We start from the raw sequence: 15,561 nt of genomic DNA, 5'->3' as shown, positions 1-15,561 counted from the left end.
CGCGATGCGAGTCCACCGGCCTTGATGAGCGACTATGGACGGATGCATGCCCAGCGCGAGGAGGCCGCCCTTGAAGCGGCCGGGATCCCTGCGCACCCCTATCCCCGCATCACCAGTTTCCGGTCTCGGCGCTCTGCGCTCTCGGGCGGCCAGCAGGAGACCTGGGAACGTCGCTGGCCCGACCTCGGCATGCAGCCGAGGGACTCCGACGGCAGGCCAACCGGAACGTTGGACACCGAGGCGTGGTTCGGCAGGTCGGCACCCGTCGTTCTGGAGATCGGCTGCGGTGCCGGAATCTCGACACTGGCGATGGCCGCCGCCGAACCCGACCTCGACGTCGTGGCCGTCGAGGTCTACCGGCGCGGCCTCGCGCAGCTGCTCAGCGGCGTCGACCGGGCGGGCCTGACCAACGTCCGCCTGATCCGCGGCGATGGCATCGACGTCCTCGAACACATGCTGGCACCGGGATCGCTGACCGGCGTGCGGGTGTTCTTCCCCGATCCGTGGCCCAAGGCGCGCCACCACAAGCGCCGACTGCTGCAGTCGTCGACGGTGGCGCTGATCGCCGACCGGCTCCGGCCCGGCGGCGTGCTGCACGCCGCCACCGATCACGCCGGGTATGCCGAACAGATCGCCGAAGTCGGCGATGCCGAGCCCCTACTGCGCCGGGTCGGCCTCGACGCGGATCATGTGCCGATCTCGGTCAGTCGCCCCGTCACGAAGTACGAGGCGAAGGCCCAGAACGTCGGCAGTGCCGTCACCGAATTCCTCTGGGAGAAGGCGCGATGAGCGTGACCGAAGAGATCGACACTCTTGGCGAGATCCCCGAAGCGCCCGCCCCGCCGGTGGCGGTGCCGCAACGCGTGCTTCTGGTGTGGGACGCCCCCAACCTCGACATGGGTCTCGGCTCCATTCTCGGTGGCAGGCCGACGGCAGCGCACCGGCCCCGATTCGATGCGCTTGGCCGCTGGCTGCTGGCCCAAACCGCCGACCTGTCCGCGGCCCGCGCCCACGAGGATCCGCAGGTCACGCTCGAGCCGGAGGCCACGGTCTTCACCAACATCGCCTCGGGCAGTGCCGACGTCGTGCGCCCGTGGGTGGAGGCACTGCGCAACGTCGGCTTCGCGGTCTTCGCCAAACCCAAGATCGACGACGACAGCGACGTGGACAGCGACATGCTCGACCACATCGCGCTGCGCCACCGCGAAGGTCTGGCCAGCGTCTATGTGGCGTCCGCGGATGGGCAGGCGTTCCGGCTGCCGCTCGAGGAACTGGCCCGCGACGGCGTCGGCGTGCACGTTCTCGGATTTCGCGAACACGCGAGTTGGGCACTAGCGTCCGATTCCTTGGAGTTCGTCGACCTCGAAGACATTCCTGGTGTCTTCAGGGAGCCGTTACCGCGGATTGGCCTTGATTCGCTGCCCGAGCAGGGCGCCTGGCTGCAGCCGTTCCGGCCGCTGTCGTCGCTACTGACCTCGCGCGTCTGACAACTGAAGCAGCGCAGGCCGAAAGACTTGAAGAAGATCAGTTAGGAGCTGACGTGTTCGCCTGGTGGGGTCGAATGGTCTACCGCTACCGATTCATCGTGATCGGTGTGATGGTAGCTATCTGCCTTGGCGCCGGGGTCTTCGGGGCGAGCCTCGGCAAACACGTCACCCAGAGCGGCTTCTACGACGACGGAAGCGAGTCCGTGAAGGGCTCGGTGCTGGCCGACGAGGTGTACGGCCGCGACAGGTCCAGCCACATCATCGCCGTGTTCACCGCTCCGGAGGGCAAGACCGTCGACGACCCTGAATGGTCGAAGAAGATCGTCGCCGAGCTGGACAAGAACGTCGCCGATCATCCCGATCAGATGCTGCCGTGGGCCGGTTACCTGAAGGCCCCCAACGCCGAGGCCGTCCGCAAGCTCGCCACCGAGGACAAGACCCGAACGTTCGCCACGCTGCCCCTCAAGGGTGACGACGACGACGAAATTCTGAACAACTTCAAGATCGTCCAGCCCGATCTGCAGAAGATGGACGACGGCAAGGTGGAGCTCGCCGGGTTGCAGCCGGTGGCCAGCGAGCTGACCGGCACCATCGGCAAGGACCAGCAGCGCATGGAGTTGCTGGCACTGCCCCTCGTAGCCGTGGTGCTCTTCTTCGTGTTCGGCGGCGTGGTCGCCGCCTGCCTGCCTGCCTGCGTCGGCGGTCTGTCCATCGCCGCCGGTCTGGGAATCATGCGGCTCATCTCGCTGTTCGCCCCGGTGCACTTCTTCGCCCAGCCCGTGGTCACCCTGATCGGTCTCGGTATCGCGATCGACTACGGCCTGTTCGTGGTGAGCCGCTTCCGCGAGGAACTCGCCGAGGGCTACGACACCGAGACCGCGATCCGGCGCACCGTGATGACCGCAGGCAGGACCGTGACGTTCTCCGCGGTCTTGATCGTGGGATCGCTGGCGGGCCTGCTGCTGTTCCCGCAGGGCTTCCTGAAGTCGCTGACCTACGCGGGTATCGCATCGGTGATGTTGGCGGCGATCCTGTCGATCACCGTGCTGCCTGCGGTGCTGAGCATCCTTGGCCCCAACGTCGACGCGCTCGGCGTGCGGACGCTGCTGCGGGTGCCGTTCTTCCGCAACTGGAAGCCGATGCGGATCTACCTGGAGTGGATGGCGAACAAGCTGCAGAAGACGCAGACCCGCGAGCAGGTAGAGAAGGGCTTCTGGGGCAAGCTCGTCAACGTCGTGATGAAACGACCGGTCCTGTTCGCCGCACCGATCGTCATCATCATGATCTTGTTGATCATTCCGCTTGGCAAGTTGTCGCTCGGCGGCTTCAGCGAAAAGTACCTTCCCCCAACGAATTCCGTGCGCATGGCGCAGGAGGACTTCGACAGGACCTTCCCCGGCTTCCGCACCGAGCAGATGACCCTCGTCATCCAGAACGCGACGCCCGCGCAGATCGAAGAGATCGAACAGAAGGCGTCCGCGATTCCCGGTTTCACCGGGTCATGGACTCCCAGGAACGCCACCGACGAAGGCACCAAGGACCCGAAGGTCACCGTCATCCAGAACGGACTGCAGGTCCGCAACGACGCCCCGAAGAAGATCGACGAGCTGCGCGCGATCCAGCAGCCCAAGGGTGTGACCATCTGGGTTGGCGGAACCCCGGCGCTGGAACAGGACAGCATTCACAGCTTGCTCGACAAGGGGCCGCTGATGCTGTTGATCTTGATCACCACCACGACGCTGTTGATGTTCCTGGCGTTCGGATCGCTGGTGCTGCCGATCAAGGCCGCGGTGATGAGCGCGCTCACCCTCGGTTCGACGATGGGCATCCTGACCTGGATATTCGTCGACGGGCACGGGTCGGGTCTGCTGAACTTCACGGCGACGCCACTGACCGCACCGGTGATCGGACTGATCATCGCGGTGATCTACGGCCTGTCTACGGACTACGAGGTGTTCCTGGTGTCTCGCATGGTGGAGGCCCGCGCCCGCGGTATGTCCACCGCGGAGGCCATCAGGATCGGCACCGCCACCACCGGGCGCATCATCACGGCGGCCGCGCTGATCCTCATCGTGGTGGCTGGCGCGTTCGTCTTCTCTGATCTGGTGATGATGAAGTACCTCGCGTTCGGCCTCGTCGCGGCGCTGCTGCTCGACGCCACCGTCATCCGCATGTTCCTGGTCCCCGCGGTCATGAAGATGCTCGGCGACGACTGCTGGTGGGCACCGCAGTGGATGAAGCGCATCCAGGAACGCATCGGACTCGGTGAGCTCGAGCTGCCCGACGAGCGCAAGCGTCCCACCTTCCGCGAGCCGGAGGGCGCACTGGTCGGGGCGGGCGCGCCCCTACGCCCAAGGCCTCCGCACGATCCAGGGCATCCAGATGGCGGAACTCCGCGGCCCGGCGGCCCCACGGGACCCGCCCGCCCGCCCGCTCCCCCGCGGGCCCTTCCGCCGTCGACGGCGGGAACCACCCGGATCCCCATCGCGCCTGGTGCACAGCCGGGCGAACCCCCCACCACCCGCTTCAAGGCGCCGACGGACGCCGCTCCGGGCGCAGGAGCAACCGCGGTGCCCGATGCACCGACGACCCGCACACCCCGGGCCACGCCACCCGCGTCGACGCCGCCGCCGCCGCCGCCCTCGACCAGGGCATCCCGCCGCGCCGAGTCTCAGCGCGCATCGACGCAAGACCGCGAGATCGAATCGTGGCTCGGTGCGCTGCGCGGCAGCAACGGCGCACCGTCCCAGCCGGTCGACGAACCGACGACGGCGATCCCGACCCAGCGTCCGCAGGAACCCGGGGCCTCCGACGACGAACCCAAGCGTCGTGGCGGTGGCCGTGGCGGCGTCAGTGCTGCGGATCTACTGCGGCGCGAAGGCCGGCTCTAAACTTTTGGCGGTAGGGTCTGGCCAGCGTCTACGTGGCGTCCGCGGATGGCCAGGCGTTCCGGCTGCCGCTCGAGGAACTGACCCCCTACGGCATCGGCGTGCACGTTCTCGGATTTCGCGAACACGCGAGTTGGGCACTACCGTCGGATACCTTGGAGTTCGTCGACCTCGAAGACATTCCTGGTGTCTTCAGGGAGCCGTAACCGCGAATCGGCCTTGATTCGCTGCCCGAGCAGGGCGCCTGGCTGCAGCCGTTCCGGCCGCTGTCGTCGCTACTGACCTCGCGCGTCTGACAACTGAAGCAGCGCAGGCCGAAAGACTTGAAGAAGATCAGTTAGGAGCTCACGTGTTCGCCTGGTGGGGTCGAACGGTGTACCGATTCCGATACGCGGTGATCGGAGTCATGGTCACGCTGTGCCTCGGTGGCGGCATCTTCGGCATCGGCCTTGGCGAGCACGTGACGCAGAGTGGCTTCTACGACGACGGCAGCCAGTCGGTCCACGCGTCGGTGACCAGCGACGAGGCCTACGGGCGTGACACGTCGGGCCACATCGTTGCCATCTACACCGCGCCTGACGGCAAGACGGTCGACGATCCGGCATTCCGGAAGAAGGTCCTGGACAACCTCGCCCAGGTCGAAAAGGACCACCCCGACCAGATTCTGCGCTCGATCGGTTACTTCAAGAGCCCCGAGCTCCTGAAGACCATGGCAGACGCCGACAAGAAGCAAGCCTTCATGTCCGTCCAGCTGAAGGGCAACAACGACGACCAGATCCTGAACAACTACAACAAGAACGTCGGCGAGGACGGCAAGACCGTCAAAGAGGCCCTGAACATCGACGGCGTCAACGTTCAGCAGGCCGGCCTACAACCGCTGGCCAGTGAACTGACCGGCACCATCGGCGACGACCAGAAGCGCGCCGAGGTGGCCGCCATCCCTCTGGTCTGCGTGGTGCTGTTCTTCGTGTTCGGCACCGTGATTGCGGCCGCACTCCCAGGGATCATCGGCGGCCTGACCATCGCGGGCGCGCTCGGCGTCATGCGCGTGATCGCCGAGTTCATCCCCGTGCACTTCTTCGCCCAGCCGGTGGTGACCCTGATGGGGCTCGGCATCGCGGTCGACTACGGCCTATTCATGGTGAGCCGATTCCGGGAGGAACTCGCCGAGGGCTACGACACCGAGGCAGCGGTGCGTCGCACGGTGATGACCTCTGGCCGGACCATCATGTTCTCCGCAGTGATCCTGGTGGCGTCGTCGGTACCGCTGCTGTTGTTCCCGCAGGGCTTCCTCAAGTCGATCACCTACGCGATCATCGCCTCGGTCATGTTGGCGGCGATCCTGTCGATCACGGTGCTGGCCGCCGCCCTGGCCATCCTCGGGCCTCGCGTCGATTCCGTTGGCGTGAAAATGCTGGTGCGGTTCGCCCAGCCCGATCCCATCACCTCTGACCCCGCCAATCCGCGCTCCAATCCCCTTGCACTGGCGTCGATCCCGGTCGGGATCCTGCTTCCGCCGCTTGGCATCGCGTTCGGACACATCGCCCGCTCCCGCATCAGGACGACCGGTGAACGCGGCGCAGGGCTCGCCCTCATCGGTTTGGTCGTCGGCTATGTCAGCCTGATGTGCGCGCTCGGATACGGAGTGGTCGCCCTTCGCGACGCAGGCATCGTCGAAAGTGCGCTGTACTGGATCCTGCTTGGCGTCGTGATCTTCGTCTCGGTGGTCATCGCCGGACTCGCCCTGGCGCGGGCCGTGCCGCTCCTACGCGGCCCGATCGTCTGGTGGCTGAACTGGCTGGCCGAGAAGACGCAGAAGACGAAGACGCGCGCCGAGGTCGAGAAGGGCTTCTGGGGCAAGCTCGTCAACGTCGTGATGAGGCGCCCCGGCGCATTCGCGCTGCCGATCGTCATCGTGATGATCATCCTCATCATTCCGCTGGGCCAACTCGCCCTCGGCGGCATCAGCGAGAAGTACCTGCCGCCCGACAATGCGGTCCGGGTGGCGCAGGAAGAGTTCGACAAGACCTTCCCCGGCTTCCGCACCGAACCACTGACGCTGGTGATCGAGAGCGACAACGGCCAGCCGGTCAGCAACCAGCAGATCGCCGAGGTCCGCAACGACGCGATGCAGATCCCCGGCTTCATCGAGCAGAACAACGATCCCTCCACCATGTGGAAGGAACGCCCGTATCTCGATGGAGCGTCCAAGGACCCGAATGTGCGGGTGCTCCAGAACGGCCTCGTCACGCGGGGCGATGCCTCCAAGAAAATCAACGAGTTGCGGGCGATGGCGCCGCCGCGAGGAGTCACCGTCTCGGTGGGCGGAACCCCCGCGCTGGAACAGGACAGCATCCACAGCCTGTTCACCAAGCTGCCGATGATGGTGGTCGTGCTGATTCTCACGACCACGGTGCTCATGTTCCTGGCATTCGGCTCGCTCGTACTGCCGATCAAGGCCGCGTTGATGAGTGCGCTCACGCTCGGTTCGACGATGGGCATCCTGACGTGGATGTTCGTCGACGGGCACGGCTCTGGCCTGATGAACTACACGCCGCAGCCGCTGATGGCACCGATGATCGGGTTGATCATCGCGGTGATCTGGGGTCTGTCGACCGACTATGAGGTGTTCCTGGTGTCCCGCATGGTGGAGGCCAGGGCCCGTGGCATGTCCACCGCTGAGGCCATCCGCATTGGCACGGCCACGACTGGCCGGTTGATCACCGGCGCTGCACTGGTCCTCGCGGTCGTCGCAGGCGCGTTCGTCTTCTCGGACCTCGTGATGATGAAGTACCTGGCCTTCGGCTTGCTGCTTGCTCTCCTGCTCGACGCAACGATCGTCCGAATGTTCCTCGTCCCCGCGATCATGAAGATGCTCGGCGACGACTGCTGGTGGGCACCGCGATGGATGAAACGGATCCAGGAACGCATCGGGCTCGGCGAGCTCGAGCTGCCCGACGAGCGCAAGCGTCCCTCCTTCCGCGAGCCGGAGGAGGCGCTGCTCGGGGCGGGCGCACCCGCACGCCCAAGGCCTCCGCACGATCCAGGGCATCCAGATGCGGGAACTCCACGGCCCGGCGGTCCCGGCCGCCCACCGCCTCCCCCCCGGGCCCTCCCGCCGTCGACGGCAGGAACCACCCGGATCCCCATCGCGCCTGGTGCCCAGGCGGGCGAACCCCCCACCACCCGCTTCAAGGCGCCGACGGACGCGGCCCCTGGAGCAACCGCGGTGCCCGATGCACCGACTACCCGCACGCCGCGGGCCACACCGCCGACGCCGACGACGCCGCCCTCGACCAGGGCGTCCCGTCGCGCCGAGTCCCAGCGCGGATCGACGCAAAATCGCGAGATCGAGTCATGGCTCGGTGCGCTGCGCAGCGGCAATGGCGCACCGGCAGGCGGATCGTCCCAGCCCTCTGCGGAGCCGACGCGATCGATGCCCGAGCAGCGGCCCACACCACGGCAGGCCCGACCGCAGGCGCAGCCGGTCGACGAACCGACCACGGCAATCCCAACCCAGCGGCCGCAGGAGCCGGGAACCACCGAGAAGATCGCCACCCGTGAGGCAGGCGACGATGAACCCAAGCGTCGCGGCGGTGGCGGCGTCAGTGCTTCAGATCTGCTCCGGCGCGAGGGCCGGCTCTAGTCCTTCGGGGGCTTCGGCGGTAGGTCGTCGGATTCGGCACTGATCGCCGGGCCCACTTCGGCTTCGAGTCTTTCCTCCTCGACCTTCGGATCGTCGGCCAGCAGCACCCGCACCGCGCTATTCACCATCGCCACCGTCGGCACGGCCAGCAGTGCGCCGACGATGCCCGCCAGCACGGCACCGGCGGCGATCGCCAGTACGACGGCAAGTGGGTGCACCGAGACCGCACGACCCATCACCAGCGGTTGCAGCACGTGTGCCTCGAGCTGCTGTACCGCGATGATCACGCCCAACGTGATCAGCGCGAAGACCCAGCCCTTGGCGATCAAGGCGACGATCACGGCCAGGCCGCCTGCGATCACGGCACCGACCAGCGGAATGAACGCGCCGAGGAACACCAGCGACGCCAGTGGCAGCGCCAGCGGGATGCCCATGATCGCCAGGCCGGTACCGATGCCGACGGCGTCGACGAGGGCCACCAGGAACGTCGCCCTGACGTAGCCGATCAGGGAGTGGAAGCCCGCCCGGCCCGCGTCACGGACCCGGTCGCGAACGGTCATCGGGAAGATCTTGGTGACGTAGGCGTAGATGTTGCGGCCACCTTGCAGCAGGAAGATCAGGGTGAAGAACATCAGCAACGCACCGGTGACGAGCTCGGTGATGGTGCCCGCCGTGGACAGGGCGCCGCTGGTCAGTTTGGCCTGGTTGTTCTTGAGGGCCTCGATTGCGGCGTCGGTCGCACTCTTGATCTGGTCGTTGCTGAAGTGGGACAGCACACCGGTGTTCAGTGAGTTCCTGGCGTTCGTGATGCTCTGCGTCACCTGGTCGACCAGTGCCGGCGCGCCGTGGATGAACTGGCTCACCACGAACGCCAGGATGCCGCCCACCACGACGAAACTGCTGAGCAGGACTGCGGCCACGGCCACGCCTCTCGGCAGACCGCGCCGGTCGAGGGCGTCGACGAGCGGAACCAGCATCGCGGTCACCATGATCGCGAGCAACACCGGCACCACGATCACCTCGAGGTGCCCGACCACCCACAGCAACGCGACGAGCGCGCCGAGGATGATCAGCAGTCGCCAGCTCCAGGCGGCGGTCTTGCGGACTATGGGATGAACAGCTGCATCGGCCTGCGAATCTAGCGAGAACCGGTCTGGCATGTCGGTACTGTAACGACTCGGCGCGCCCCTTCCAGGCACGCTGATTCGGCGAGGCGCCGCCATTACCCTGGTGGACGTGCCGGAGGGCAGGAGTGCAGCGATCCGGGTAAGAGTCGGGACCAGCGACGCCAATCGCCGAGATGGCCGCCAACGCGGCCGGTACTGGTGGCTGCGGTGGGCGATCATCGGGGTCGCCGTCGTGGTGCTCGCCGTCGAAGTGGTGCTGGTCTGGGATCAGCTCGCCAAGGCGTGGAAGAGCCTGCTCTCCGCGAACTGGTGGTGGGTGCTGGCCGCCGTCGCCGCCGCACTGGCGTCGATGCACAGCTTCGCCCAGATTCAGCGCACCCTACTGAAGTCAGCGGGCGTGCACGTCAAGCAGTTTCGCTCGGAGGCCGCCTTCTACTGCGGCAACGCGCTGAGCACCACGATGCCGGGCGGCCCAGTGTTGTCGGCCACCTTCGTCTACCGTCAGCAACGGATCTGGGGCGCCTCTCCCGTCGTTGCGTCCTGGCAGCTGGTGATGTCGGGTGTGCTGCAGATCGTGGGCCTGGCCCTGCTTGGCCTCGGCGGCGCTTTCCTTCTCGGTGCCAGCAAAAACCCTCTGTCGCTTATCTTTACGCTCGGCGGGTTCGTCGCCCTATTGATTCTGGCGCAGGCCGTCGCCTCGCGCCCTGATCTCATCGACGGGATCGGCGTGCGCGTCCTTTCGTTGTTCAACTCGGTTCGTGGCAAACCAGCCGACGTCGGCTTGGACAAGTGGCGTGAGACGCTGGCGCAGCTGGAGTCGGTGAGCCTGAGCCGCCGCACTCTCGGCGTGGCGTTCAGCTGGTCGATGTTCAACTGGGTCGCCGACGTGGCCTGTTTGGCCTTAGCCTGCTACGCCGCAGGCGGCCATCCGTCGCTGGCCGGGCTGACCGTCGCCTACGCCGCGGCGCGCGCCGTCGGGTCGATCCCGTTGATGCCCGGCGGACTGCTGATCGTCGAGGCGGTGCTGGTGCCTGGCCTGGTGTCGAGCGGGATGACCCTGGCCTCGGCTATCTCCGCGATGCTCATCTACCGCCTGGTCAGCTGGATCTTCATCTCCGCGATCGGATGGGTGGTCTTCTTCTTCGTGTTCCGCACCGAGAAGGACATAGATCCAGATGCCGACCCCGATGAGCCGTCGGGTGACGAACCGGCCGAGTTCAGCCCCGACCCCGAGGCGATCTACGCCCCCGAGGCGCCGGAGCCCGAGCAGGTCGCTACCGACCTCGACGCGAAGCGCGAGCCCGAACCCGAACCCTAGATCGCTTCGAGCCAGGTGCGGATCCGCTGGGTGACGGTTTCCCACCCGGGGCTCGGGCGGGATGGATAGTGCCGCCAACGTTGGCCGCCATAGGATCGGCTCATGCTCCCCGGCATCCGCGGCCTCGCAGCGATCCTCGGCGTGGCCCTCCTGGTGGCGGGATGTTCGTCGTCGGCCGAGCCCCCTGCGCAATCCGCCGAACAGTCACCCGCCCCCTCGACCGCCGTCGAACCTGCCGCCGCCACGCCATTGCTCGCCGAAGTGCTCTCGCCGCCGATTCCGGTGCCCGCCACCGACGGCAAGGTGCATCTCGCCTACGAACTGCAGCTGACCAACGCGCTCGGACAGGACGTGACCGTGTCGTCGGTGGCCGTGAAGGCAGGGGACAAGACACTGCTGAGCCTGGCAGGCGATCGACTCCCGTACTGGATGCGGACACTCGGCGGCACGGAGCCGACCTCGAAGCTAGGCCCCGGCCAGAGTGCCGTGGTCTGGCTGGACGTCGTCATCGACGGACCCACTGACAGCACACCCGCTGTCCCACAACAACTTTCGCACGCAATCGTGACGAACCTGACCAAGCCGATGCCACCATTGCTGCCCGCAACGATGACCGAGGACGTCGCCCCGGTGACGGTCTCCACTCACGAGCCGCCCGTCATCTCCCCTCCCCTGGACGGACCACGCTGGGTAGACGGCAACAGCTGCTGCGACATGACGCCGCACCGGATAGCGCTGAACCCGCTGAACGGCAAGCTTTGGGCTGCCGAGCGATTCGCGATCGACTACGTGCAGATGAGCCCCGACGGCACCATCTACCGTGGCGACGCGTCGAAGCCGGAGAGCTACCCGTACTTCGGGGCCGACATCCACGCCGTCGCCGACGGCCCCGTGGTCGGTGTCGTCGACGGATTGCCCGAACAGGTGGCAGGTCGGTCTCCGACCGGGTTGCCCCTCGACCAGTACGGAGGCAACCACGTCGTTCAGGACATCGGAGACGGCAACTACGCGTTCTACGCTCACCTCAAGACCGGAAGCGTCAAGGTGAAGCCGGGTGATCGGCTCACCACCGGGCAAGTGATCGGCAACCTCGGCAATACCGGCAACACCGACGCGCCGCACCTGCACTTCCACGTGATGAGCGCGCCGGATCCGTTGATGGCCAACGGTATTCCGTTCATCTTCAAGTCGTTCAAGCTCGACGGCCGACTCGCCTCGATGGACGGGATCGGCGACCTAATGACCGGCAAACCGGCCCCCGCCCAGCCGGGGTTCACCGCAAGGGACGAGGAAAATGTCAGCCCACTGTTACTCGACGTGATGACCTATGCCGCAGGCTAGCGCCACCGGGGTACGACCGGCCACCGCACTGCTGGCCGATGTGGTGTGCGTCGTCGTGTTCTGCACGATCGGCAGGCGCAGTCACGCCGAGGGGATCACCATCGCAGGCGTCGCCGAGACGGCGTGGCCATTCCTCGCAGGGACCGCCGTCGGGTGGCTCGCGGCACGGGCGTGGCGCCAGCCAGCAGCACTCGCACCGACCGGGCTGACCATCTGGCTGAGCACCGTGGTGGTCGGAATGCTGTTGCGCAAGGCCACTTCTGCGGGCACGGCGGTCAGCTTCGTGGTGGTCGCTTCGCTAGTGACCGCCATCCTGCTACTTGGGTGGCGCGCCGCCGTATCGGCCCTGGCTCGGCGCTGACGGTCTCGCCGTCATCCGGATCCTCGTTCGGCTCAGGCGAACTCGTCACCGTCAACGTGGCACGCAACCCGCCATGCGGCCCGTCCGATAGCTCGATGCTTCCGCCGTGCAGTGCGGCCTGCTGCGCAACCAGGGCCAGCCCGAGCCCCGACCCACCGGGCGCCGCGGTGCTTCCCCGCGCGAACCGGCCGAGCACCACCTGATGCTCGTCGATGGGCAGCCCGCCGCCGTTGTCGTCGACGACGATGGTCAGCACGTCACCAGTTCGGCGCGCTGTCAGCGTGATTCGAGTGGCGGCGCCGTGCGCTATGGCGTTGCGCACCAGGTTGTCCACGGCCAGCCGCAGACCACCGGGCCATCCCCAGATGAAGCCGATGTCGTCGGCGTCGACGACGATCTCGACCGCGCCTGCCACGCGGGCGTTCTCCCGCGCGACCCGGTCGAGCATGTCGGTCACGTCGATCAGTTCGCGATCCTCGACCTGTGCGAGCTGTCCCGACGCCAGTTGGCCAAGCGCGGTGATGATCGCCTCGACGCGACGCTGTGCGCGCAGCAGGTCGCCAACGACTTCCTCGCGTTCCTCGAGGGGCAGGTCGTGGATCCGCAGGGTGTCCAGATCCGCGCGCATGGCCGTCAGCGGAGTGCGCAGCTCGTGCGCGGCGTTGGCCGCGAAGTCCTGCGCCGCCTGCAACGAGTTGGTCGTCGCCTGCTGCGCGGCCGCCAACCGGTCGAGCATGCCTGCCATGGCGTCGGACAGCTCCTCTGCTTCCCGCGCGCCCGTCACCGCCTCCATCGTGTCGGTGCCCTTGCCGAGCCGCATGGTCTGCGCGGTCAGCCGGCGCAGCGGCCGGATCGCAGGTCCGGCGAGCAGCCAGCCCAACCCAGCGGCGATCAGCACCGTCGCCACGCCGACCGCCGTGTAGAGCGGTATCCGGGCACGGCTCAGCAGGATGCTGTCGGCGCGGATGCCGACCGACATGACCACGCCGCCCTGCTGATCCATCGGGATGGTGCGCACCCGGTACTCGATGCCGTTGACCAAAACGTTCTCGGTACCGGGCGCCAACCGCGGCAACTGAAAGCCGCGCTGGAACACCACCTGGCCCGACGACGGCGACCGACCGGTGGTGAGCACGCCGCGGCTCGGATCGCTGAGCTGCTCGGGATACATGCTGGCGTCGACGATGGAGTCGAGCCTGCGGTCCAACTGCGCGGCGTCGTTGTTGGCGAGCACCACCGACGTCAGGACCGTGAACACCGCGACGACCGCCGCCGCTGCGGCGGCCGACGCCAGCGCCACCCGCGTTCGTAGCGAGGCCGACCGGCCGAATCGAGGGAATCGCACTTACGGATCGTCGCGCAGCACGTAGCCGATTCCGCGCACGGTGTGGATCACCCGCGGATGACCCTCCCGTTCGAGCTTGCGCCGCAGGTAGCTGATGAACACGTCGGCGACGTTGGTGTCGACGTCGAAGTCGTAGCCCCACACCAGTTCCAGGAGCCGCTGCCGGGACAGCACCACACCGTTGTTCTCCGCGAGCACTGCCAGCAGGTCGAACTCACGCTTGGTCAGCTCGGCCCGCTCACCGTCGACGAACACCAGACGCCGTGCGGTGTCGATGGTCAACGGCCCGACCGTCATGGTGTCCGACTGCTGATCGGAGTGGCTCGACCGGCGCAGCAGTGCGTGCAGTCGGGCCACCAGCTCACCGAGATCGAACGGCTTGGTCAGGTAGTCGTCCGCGCCAGCCTCCAGGCCGGCGATGCGGTCGTTGACCGTGTCGCGCGCGGACAGCACGCAGATCGGGATGTCGTTGCCGAGCGCGCGCAAGGCCGTCACCACCGCGACACCGTCGAGTTCGGGCATCTGCACGTCGAGCACGAGCGCGTCGTGCGTCTCGTTGGACAGCAGCCGCAGCGCTTCCTTGCCGGACGCGGCGACCCGCACGTCGAACCCGGAATGGCGCAATCCGCGCGATACCGACGTCCTGACGTCCGGATCGTCGTCGACCATCAGCACCATGCGGCCCGAGACCTCGTGCCCTGGCGCGTCGTTCCCGACGTCCCCCTCGTTGCTCGGAGGTGCCCCCTGCCGTACCGGCACGGGGTCTACGGCAGATCAGGCGCTGGTGATGAGCCGCAGCGATTCTTCAGATCGACCAACGGCTGCCGGATGCCCGTCAGGTCGGCCTTCACTCCGGGGTTGTTGTTCATGTAGTCGGCCACCTCGGACCTGACCTTGTCGCGCGGCAGACCCTCGAGGCTGGTGAAGAACCAGTTCACGTCGGGGTGGGTGAAGAGGTATGCGGACGTGGACGCGGACACACCCGATGAGACGCCCGCCAGGTCTGCGGCGGTGCAGTCCGGGGGATTGAGGGCCGGGTCGTCGGCCATGGCGGACGGGATCGCGCCGAACAGCACTGCGCCGGCGATTGCACCGGCGCCAAGGGCACCGGCAACCGCGCGTCGCCCTGTACGCATCGAGACCAACATGGTCAAGCTCCTTCATCGAAAGCGGAGAGATCGTAACCACGAGCGGTTACCGACACCGAAAAGCTAAGCAGAATCTGTGGAGACTTTCTTGCCTTGCGGTTAACCAATCGTGAGAAACCTCAAATATCGAGGTCAAGGCGTCGCTGAGCGGCGTATCGCGCGCCGGTGCGGACTACCTCGTGGTGATCGCCGAAGGCCCGGGAAGCGGTCCGGGGCCCTGCGTGACGGCCGAGGCAGGCGACGGCTGCGCGGGCGACGCGGCTCCCGGCGGGCCGACCGTCTGCGCCGTTTGCAGCGCGCCCGGCAAACTGCCTGGCAACGACGTACCAAGCGTCGTCCCCGGCAGGGTCCCACCAGGCAGGGCGCCCTGCGCGTTCTGCATCAAGCCCATCAACTGCGGAAGGGTCAGCGGCAGCCTGCACTTCGTCGACAGGTTGACGAGAGGCTGCTGCAACTGCTCCATGTCCTTGCTCGCTTGGGGGTTGGCGTCGAAGTACGTCTTGAGCGCCACCAGCGACTGCGGTCCCCCCTGCTGCTGAGAGATGGTGGTCAGCGCGGCGTTGGTTTGGGGGTGCGAATCGAGGTAGCTGCCCATCGAGGTGGCTACCGAGCCCACGGTCTTGGCGACCTCGCTGGCTGCACAGGGATCCTGCGCTGCCGTCGCCGACGGCGATCCTGCGGCCAGCGCGGCCACCGCCACCCCGCCTGCCGCAGTTACGGCGAATGCCGCACAGAGTGCGCGCCGCGCGGACGCGACAGTCTTGAGAGCCCCGGTCATGGGTTGACTCCTTACGAATTTCCATTCGGCCGACGGCGCGCAAATGGCGTGCGATCGGCGGCTGTCCAGTCCCGACCCGGAAGCGTTCGGGCGCCATCTTGCCATCACGGCGGTGCACCCGC

Annotated in this window: 12 protein-coding genes and 1 pseudogene; 8 read left to right on the top strand and 5 right to left on the bottom strand. The window is 67.0% G+C overall.

Annotated features, from left to right (window positions below):
- The first annotated feature begins 24 nt into the window (after positions 1-24).
- The 5 genes and pseudogenes from trmB to HNP02_RS16460 all read left to right on the top strand — a co-directional run bounded on the left by trmB (position 25) and on the right by HNP02_RS16460 (position 8,021).
- Complete coding sequence (trmB, locus tag HNP02_RS16480; protein ID WP_184440288.1) at positions 25-789, top strand: tRNA (guanosine(46)-N7)-methyltransferase TrmB; 765 nt, start codon at positions 25-27, stop codon at positions 787-789.
- Complete coding sequence (locus HNP02_RS16475) at positions 786-1,487, top strand: NYN domain-containing protein (protein WP_184440286.1); 702 nt, start codon at positions 786-788, stop codon at positions 1,485-1,487. The genes trmB and HNP02_RS16475 overlap by 4 nt, the downstream gene beginning before the upstream one ends.
- Before the next feature lie 53 nt (positions 1,488-1,540).
- Positions 1,541-4,378: an MMPL family transporter gene (locus HNP02_RS16470; protein WP_184440284.1), complete on the top strand. Its 2,838-nt coding sequence runs from the start codon at positions 1,541-1,543 to the stop codon at positions 4,376-4,378.
- Between the two features lie 14 nt (positions 4,379-4,392).
- Positions 4,393-4,671: pseudogene (locus tag HNP02_RS16465) on the top strand (NYN domain-containing protein); the annotation flags it as partial.
- Between the two features lie 53 nt (positions 4,672-4,724).
- Positions 4,725-8,021 carry an MMPL family transporter gene (locus tag HNP02_RS16460; RefSeq protein ID WP_184440282.1) on the top strand — a complete coding sequence of 1,099 codons (3,297 nt, stop codon included), beginning with the start codon at positions 4,725-4,727 and terminating at the stop codon, positions 8,019-8,021.
- On the opposite strand, the gene HNP02_RS16455 is transcribed toward HNP02_RS16460, so the two are convergent.
- Positions 8,018-9,181, bottom strand: coding sequence for an AI-2E family transporter (locus HNP02_RS16455; protein ID WP_184440280.1), 1,164 nt, complete (start codon positions 9,179-9,181; stop codon positions 8,018-8,020). The two genes, HNP02_RS16460 and HNP02_RS16455, sit on opposite strands and share 4 nt — an antisense overlap.
- A gap of 100 nt (positions 9,182-9,281) precedes the next feature.
- Here HNP02_RS16455 and HNP02_RS16450 point away from each other — a divergent pair, with 100 nt between their 5' ends.
- From HNP02_RS16450 to HNP02_RS16440, 3 genes are all read left to right on the top strand, one after another.
- Positions 9,282-10,466, top strand: coding sequence for a YbhN family protein (locus HNP02_RS16450; RefSeq protein WP_309241597.1), 1,185 nt, complete (start codon positions 9,282-9,284; stop codon positions 10,464-10,466).
- Positions 10,467-10,568: 102 nt separating this feature from the next.
- Positions 10,569-11,807 (top strand): M23 family metallopeptidase, encoded by a 1,239-nt coding sequence (locus tag HNP02_RS16445; RefSeq protein ID WP_184440278.1) that lies wholly within the window; start codon positions 10,569-10,571, stop codon positions 11,805-11,807.
- On the top strand, positions 11,794-12,168 hold the full coding sequence (locus HNP02_RS16440; RefSeq protein ID WP_184440276.1) for a DUF3054 domain-containing protein: 375 nt from the start codon (positions 11,794-11,796) through the stop codon (positions 12,166-12,168). Before HNP02_RS16445 ends, HNP02_RS16440 begins: the two co-directional genes overlap by 14 nt.
- Here the strand turns inward: HNP02_RS16440 and HNP02_RS16435 are convergent.
- The 4 genes from HNP02_RS16435 to HNP02_RS16420 all read right to left on the bottom strand — a co-directional run bounded on the left by HNP02_RS16435 (position 12,083) and on the right by HNP02_RS16420 (position 15,439).
- Complete coding sequence (locus HNP02_RS16435) at positions 12,083-13,513, bottom strand: HAMP domain-containing sensor histidine kinase (protein WP_184440274.1); 1,431 nt, start codon at positions 13,511-13,513, stop codon at positions 12,083-12,085. The genes HNP02_RS16440 and HNP02_RS16435 overlap by 86 nt on opposite strands.
- Positions 13,514-14,191, bottom strand: a complete 678-nt coding sequence (locus HNP02_RS16430) for a response regulator transcription factor (protein ID WP_184440774.1) — start codon at positions 14,189-14,191, stop codon at positions 13,514-13,516.
- A gap of 86 nt (positions 14,192-14,277) precedes the next feature.
- Complete coding sequence (locus HNP02_RS16425) at positions 14,278-14,661, bottom strand: heme-binding protein (protein ID WP_184440272.1); 384 nt, start codon at positions 14,659-14,661, stop codon at positions 14,278-14,280.
- A 172-nt stretch (positions 14,662-14,833) separates the two neighbouring features.
- Positions 14,834-15,439, bottom strand: a complete 606-nt coding sequence (locus tag HNP02_RS16420; protein WP_184440270.1) for a hemophore — start codon at positions 15,437-15,439, stop codon at positions 14,834-14,836.
- Between the last annotated feature and the right edge of the window lie 122 nt (positions 15,440-15,561).

Origin of the sequence: Mycobacterium sp. AZCC_0083 (assembly GCF_014202335.1) — a bacterium.
GTDB lineage: Bacteria > Actinomycetota > Actinomycetes > Mycobacteriales > Mycobacteriaceae > Mycobacterium.
The sequence above is the reverse complement of the archived record's forward strand: the minus strand, read 5'-3'. Positions and strand labels throughout refer to the sequence as shown.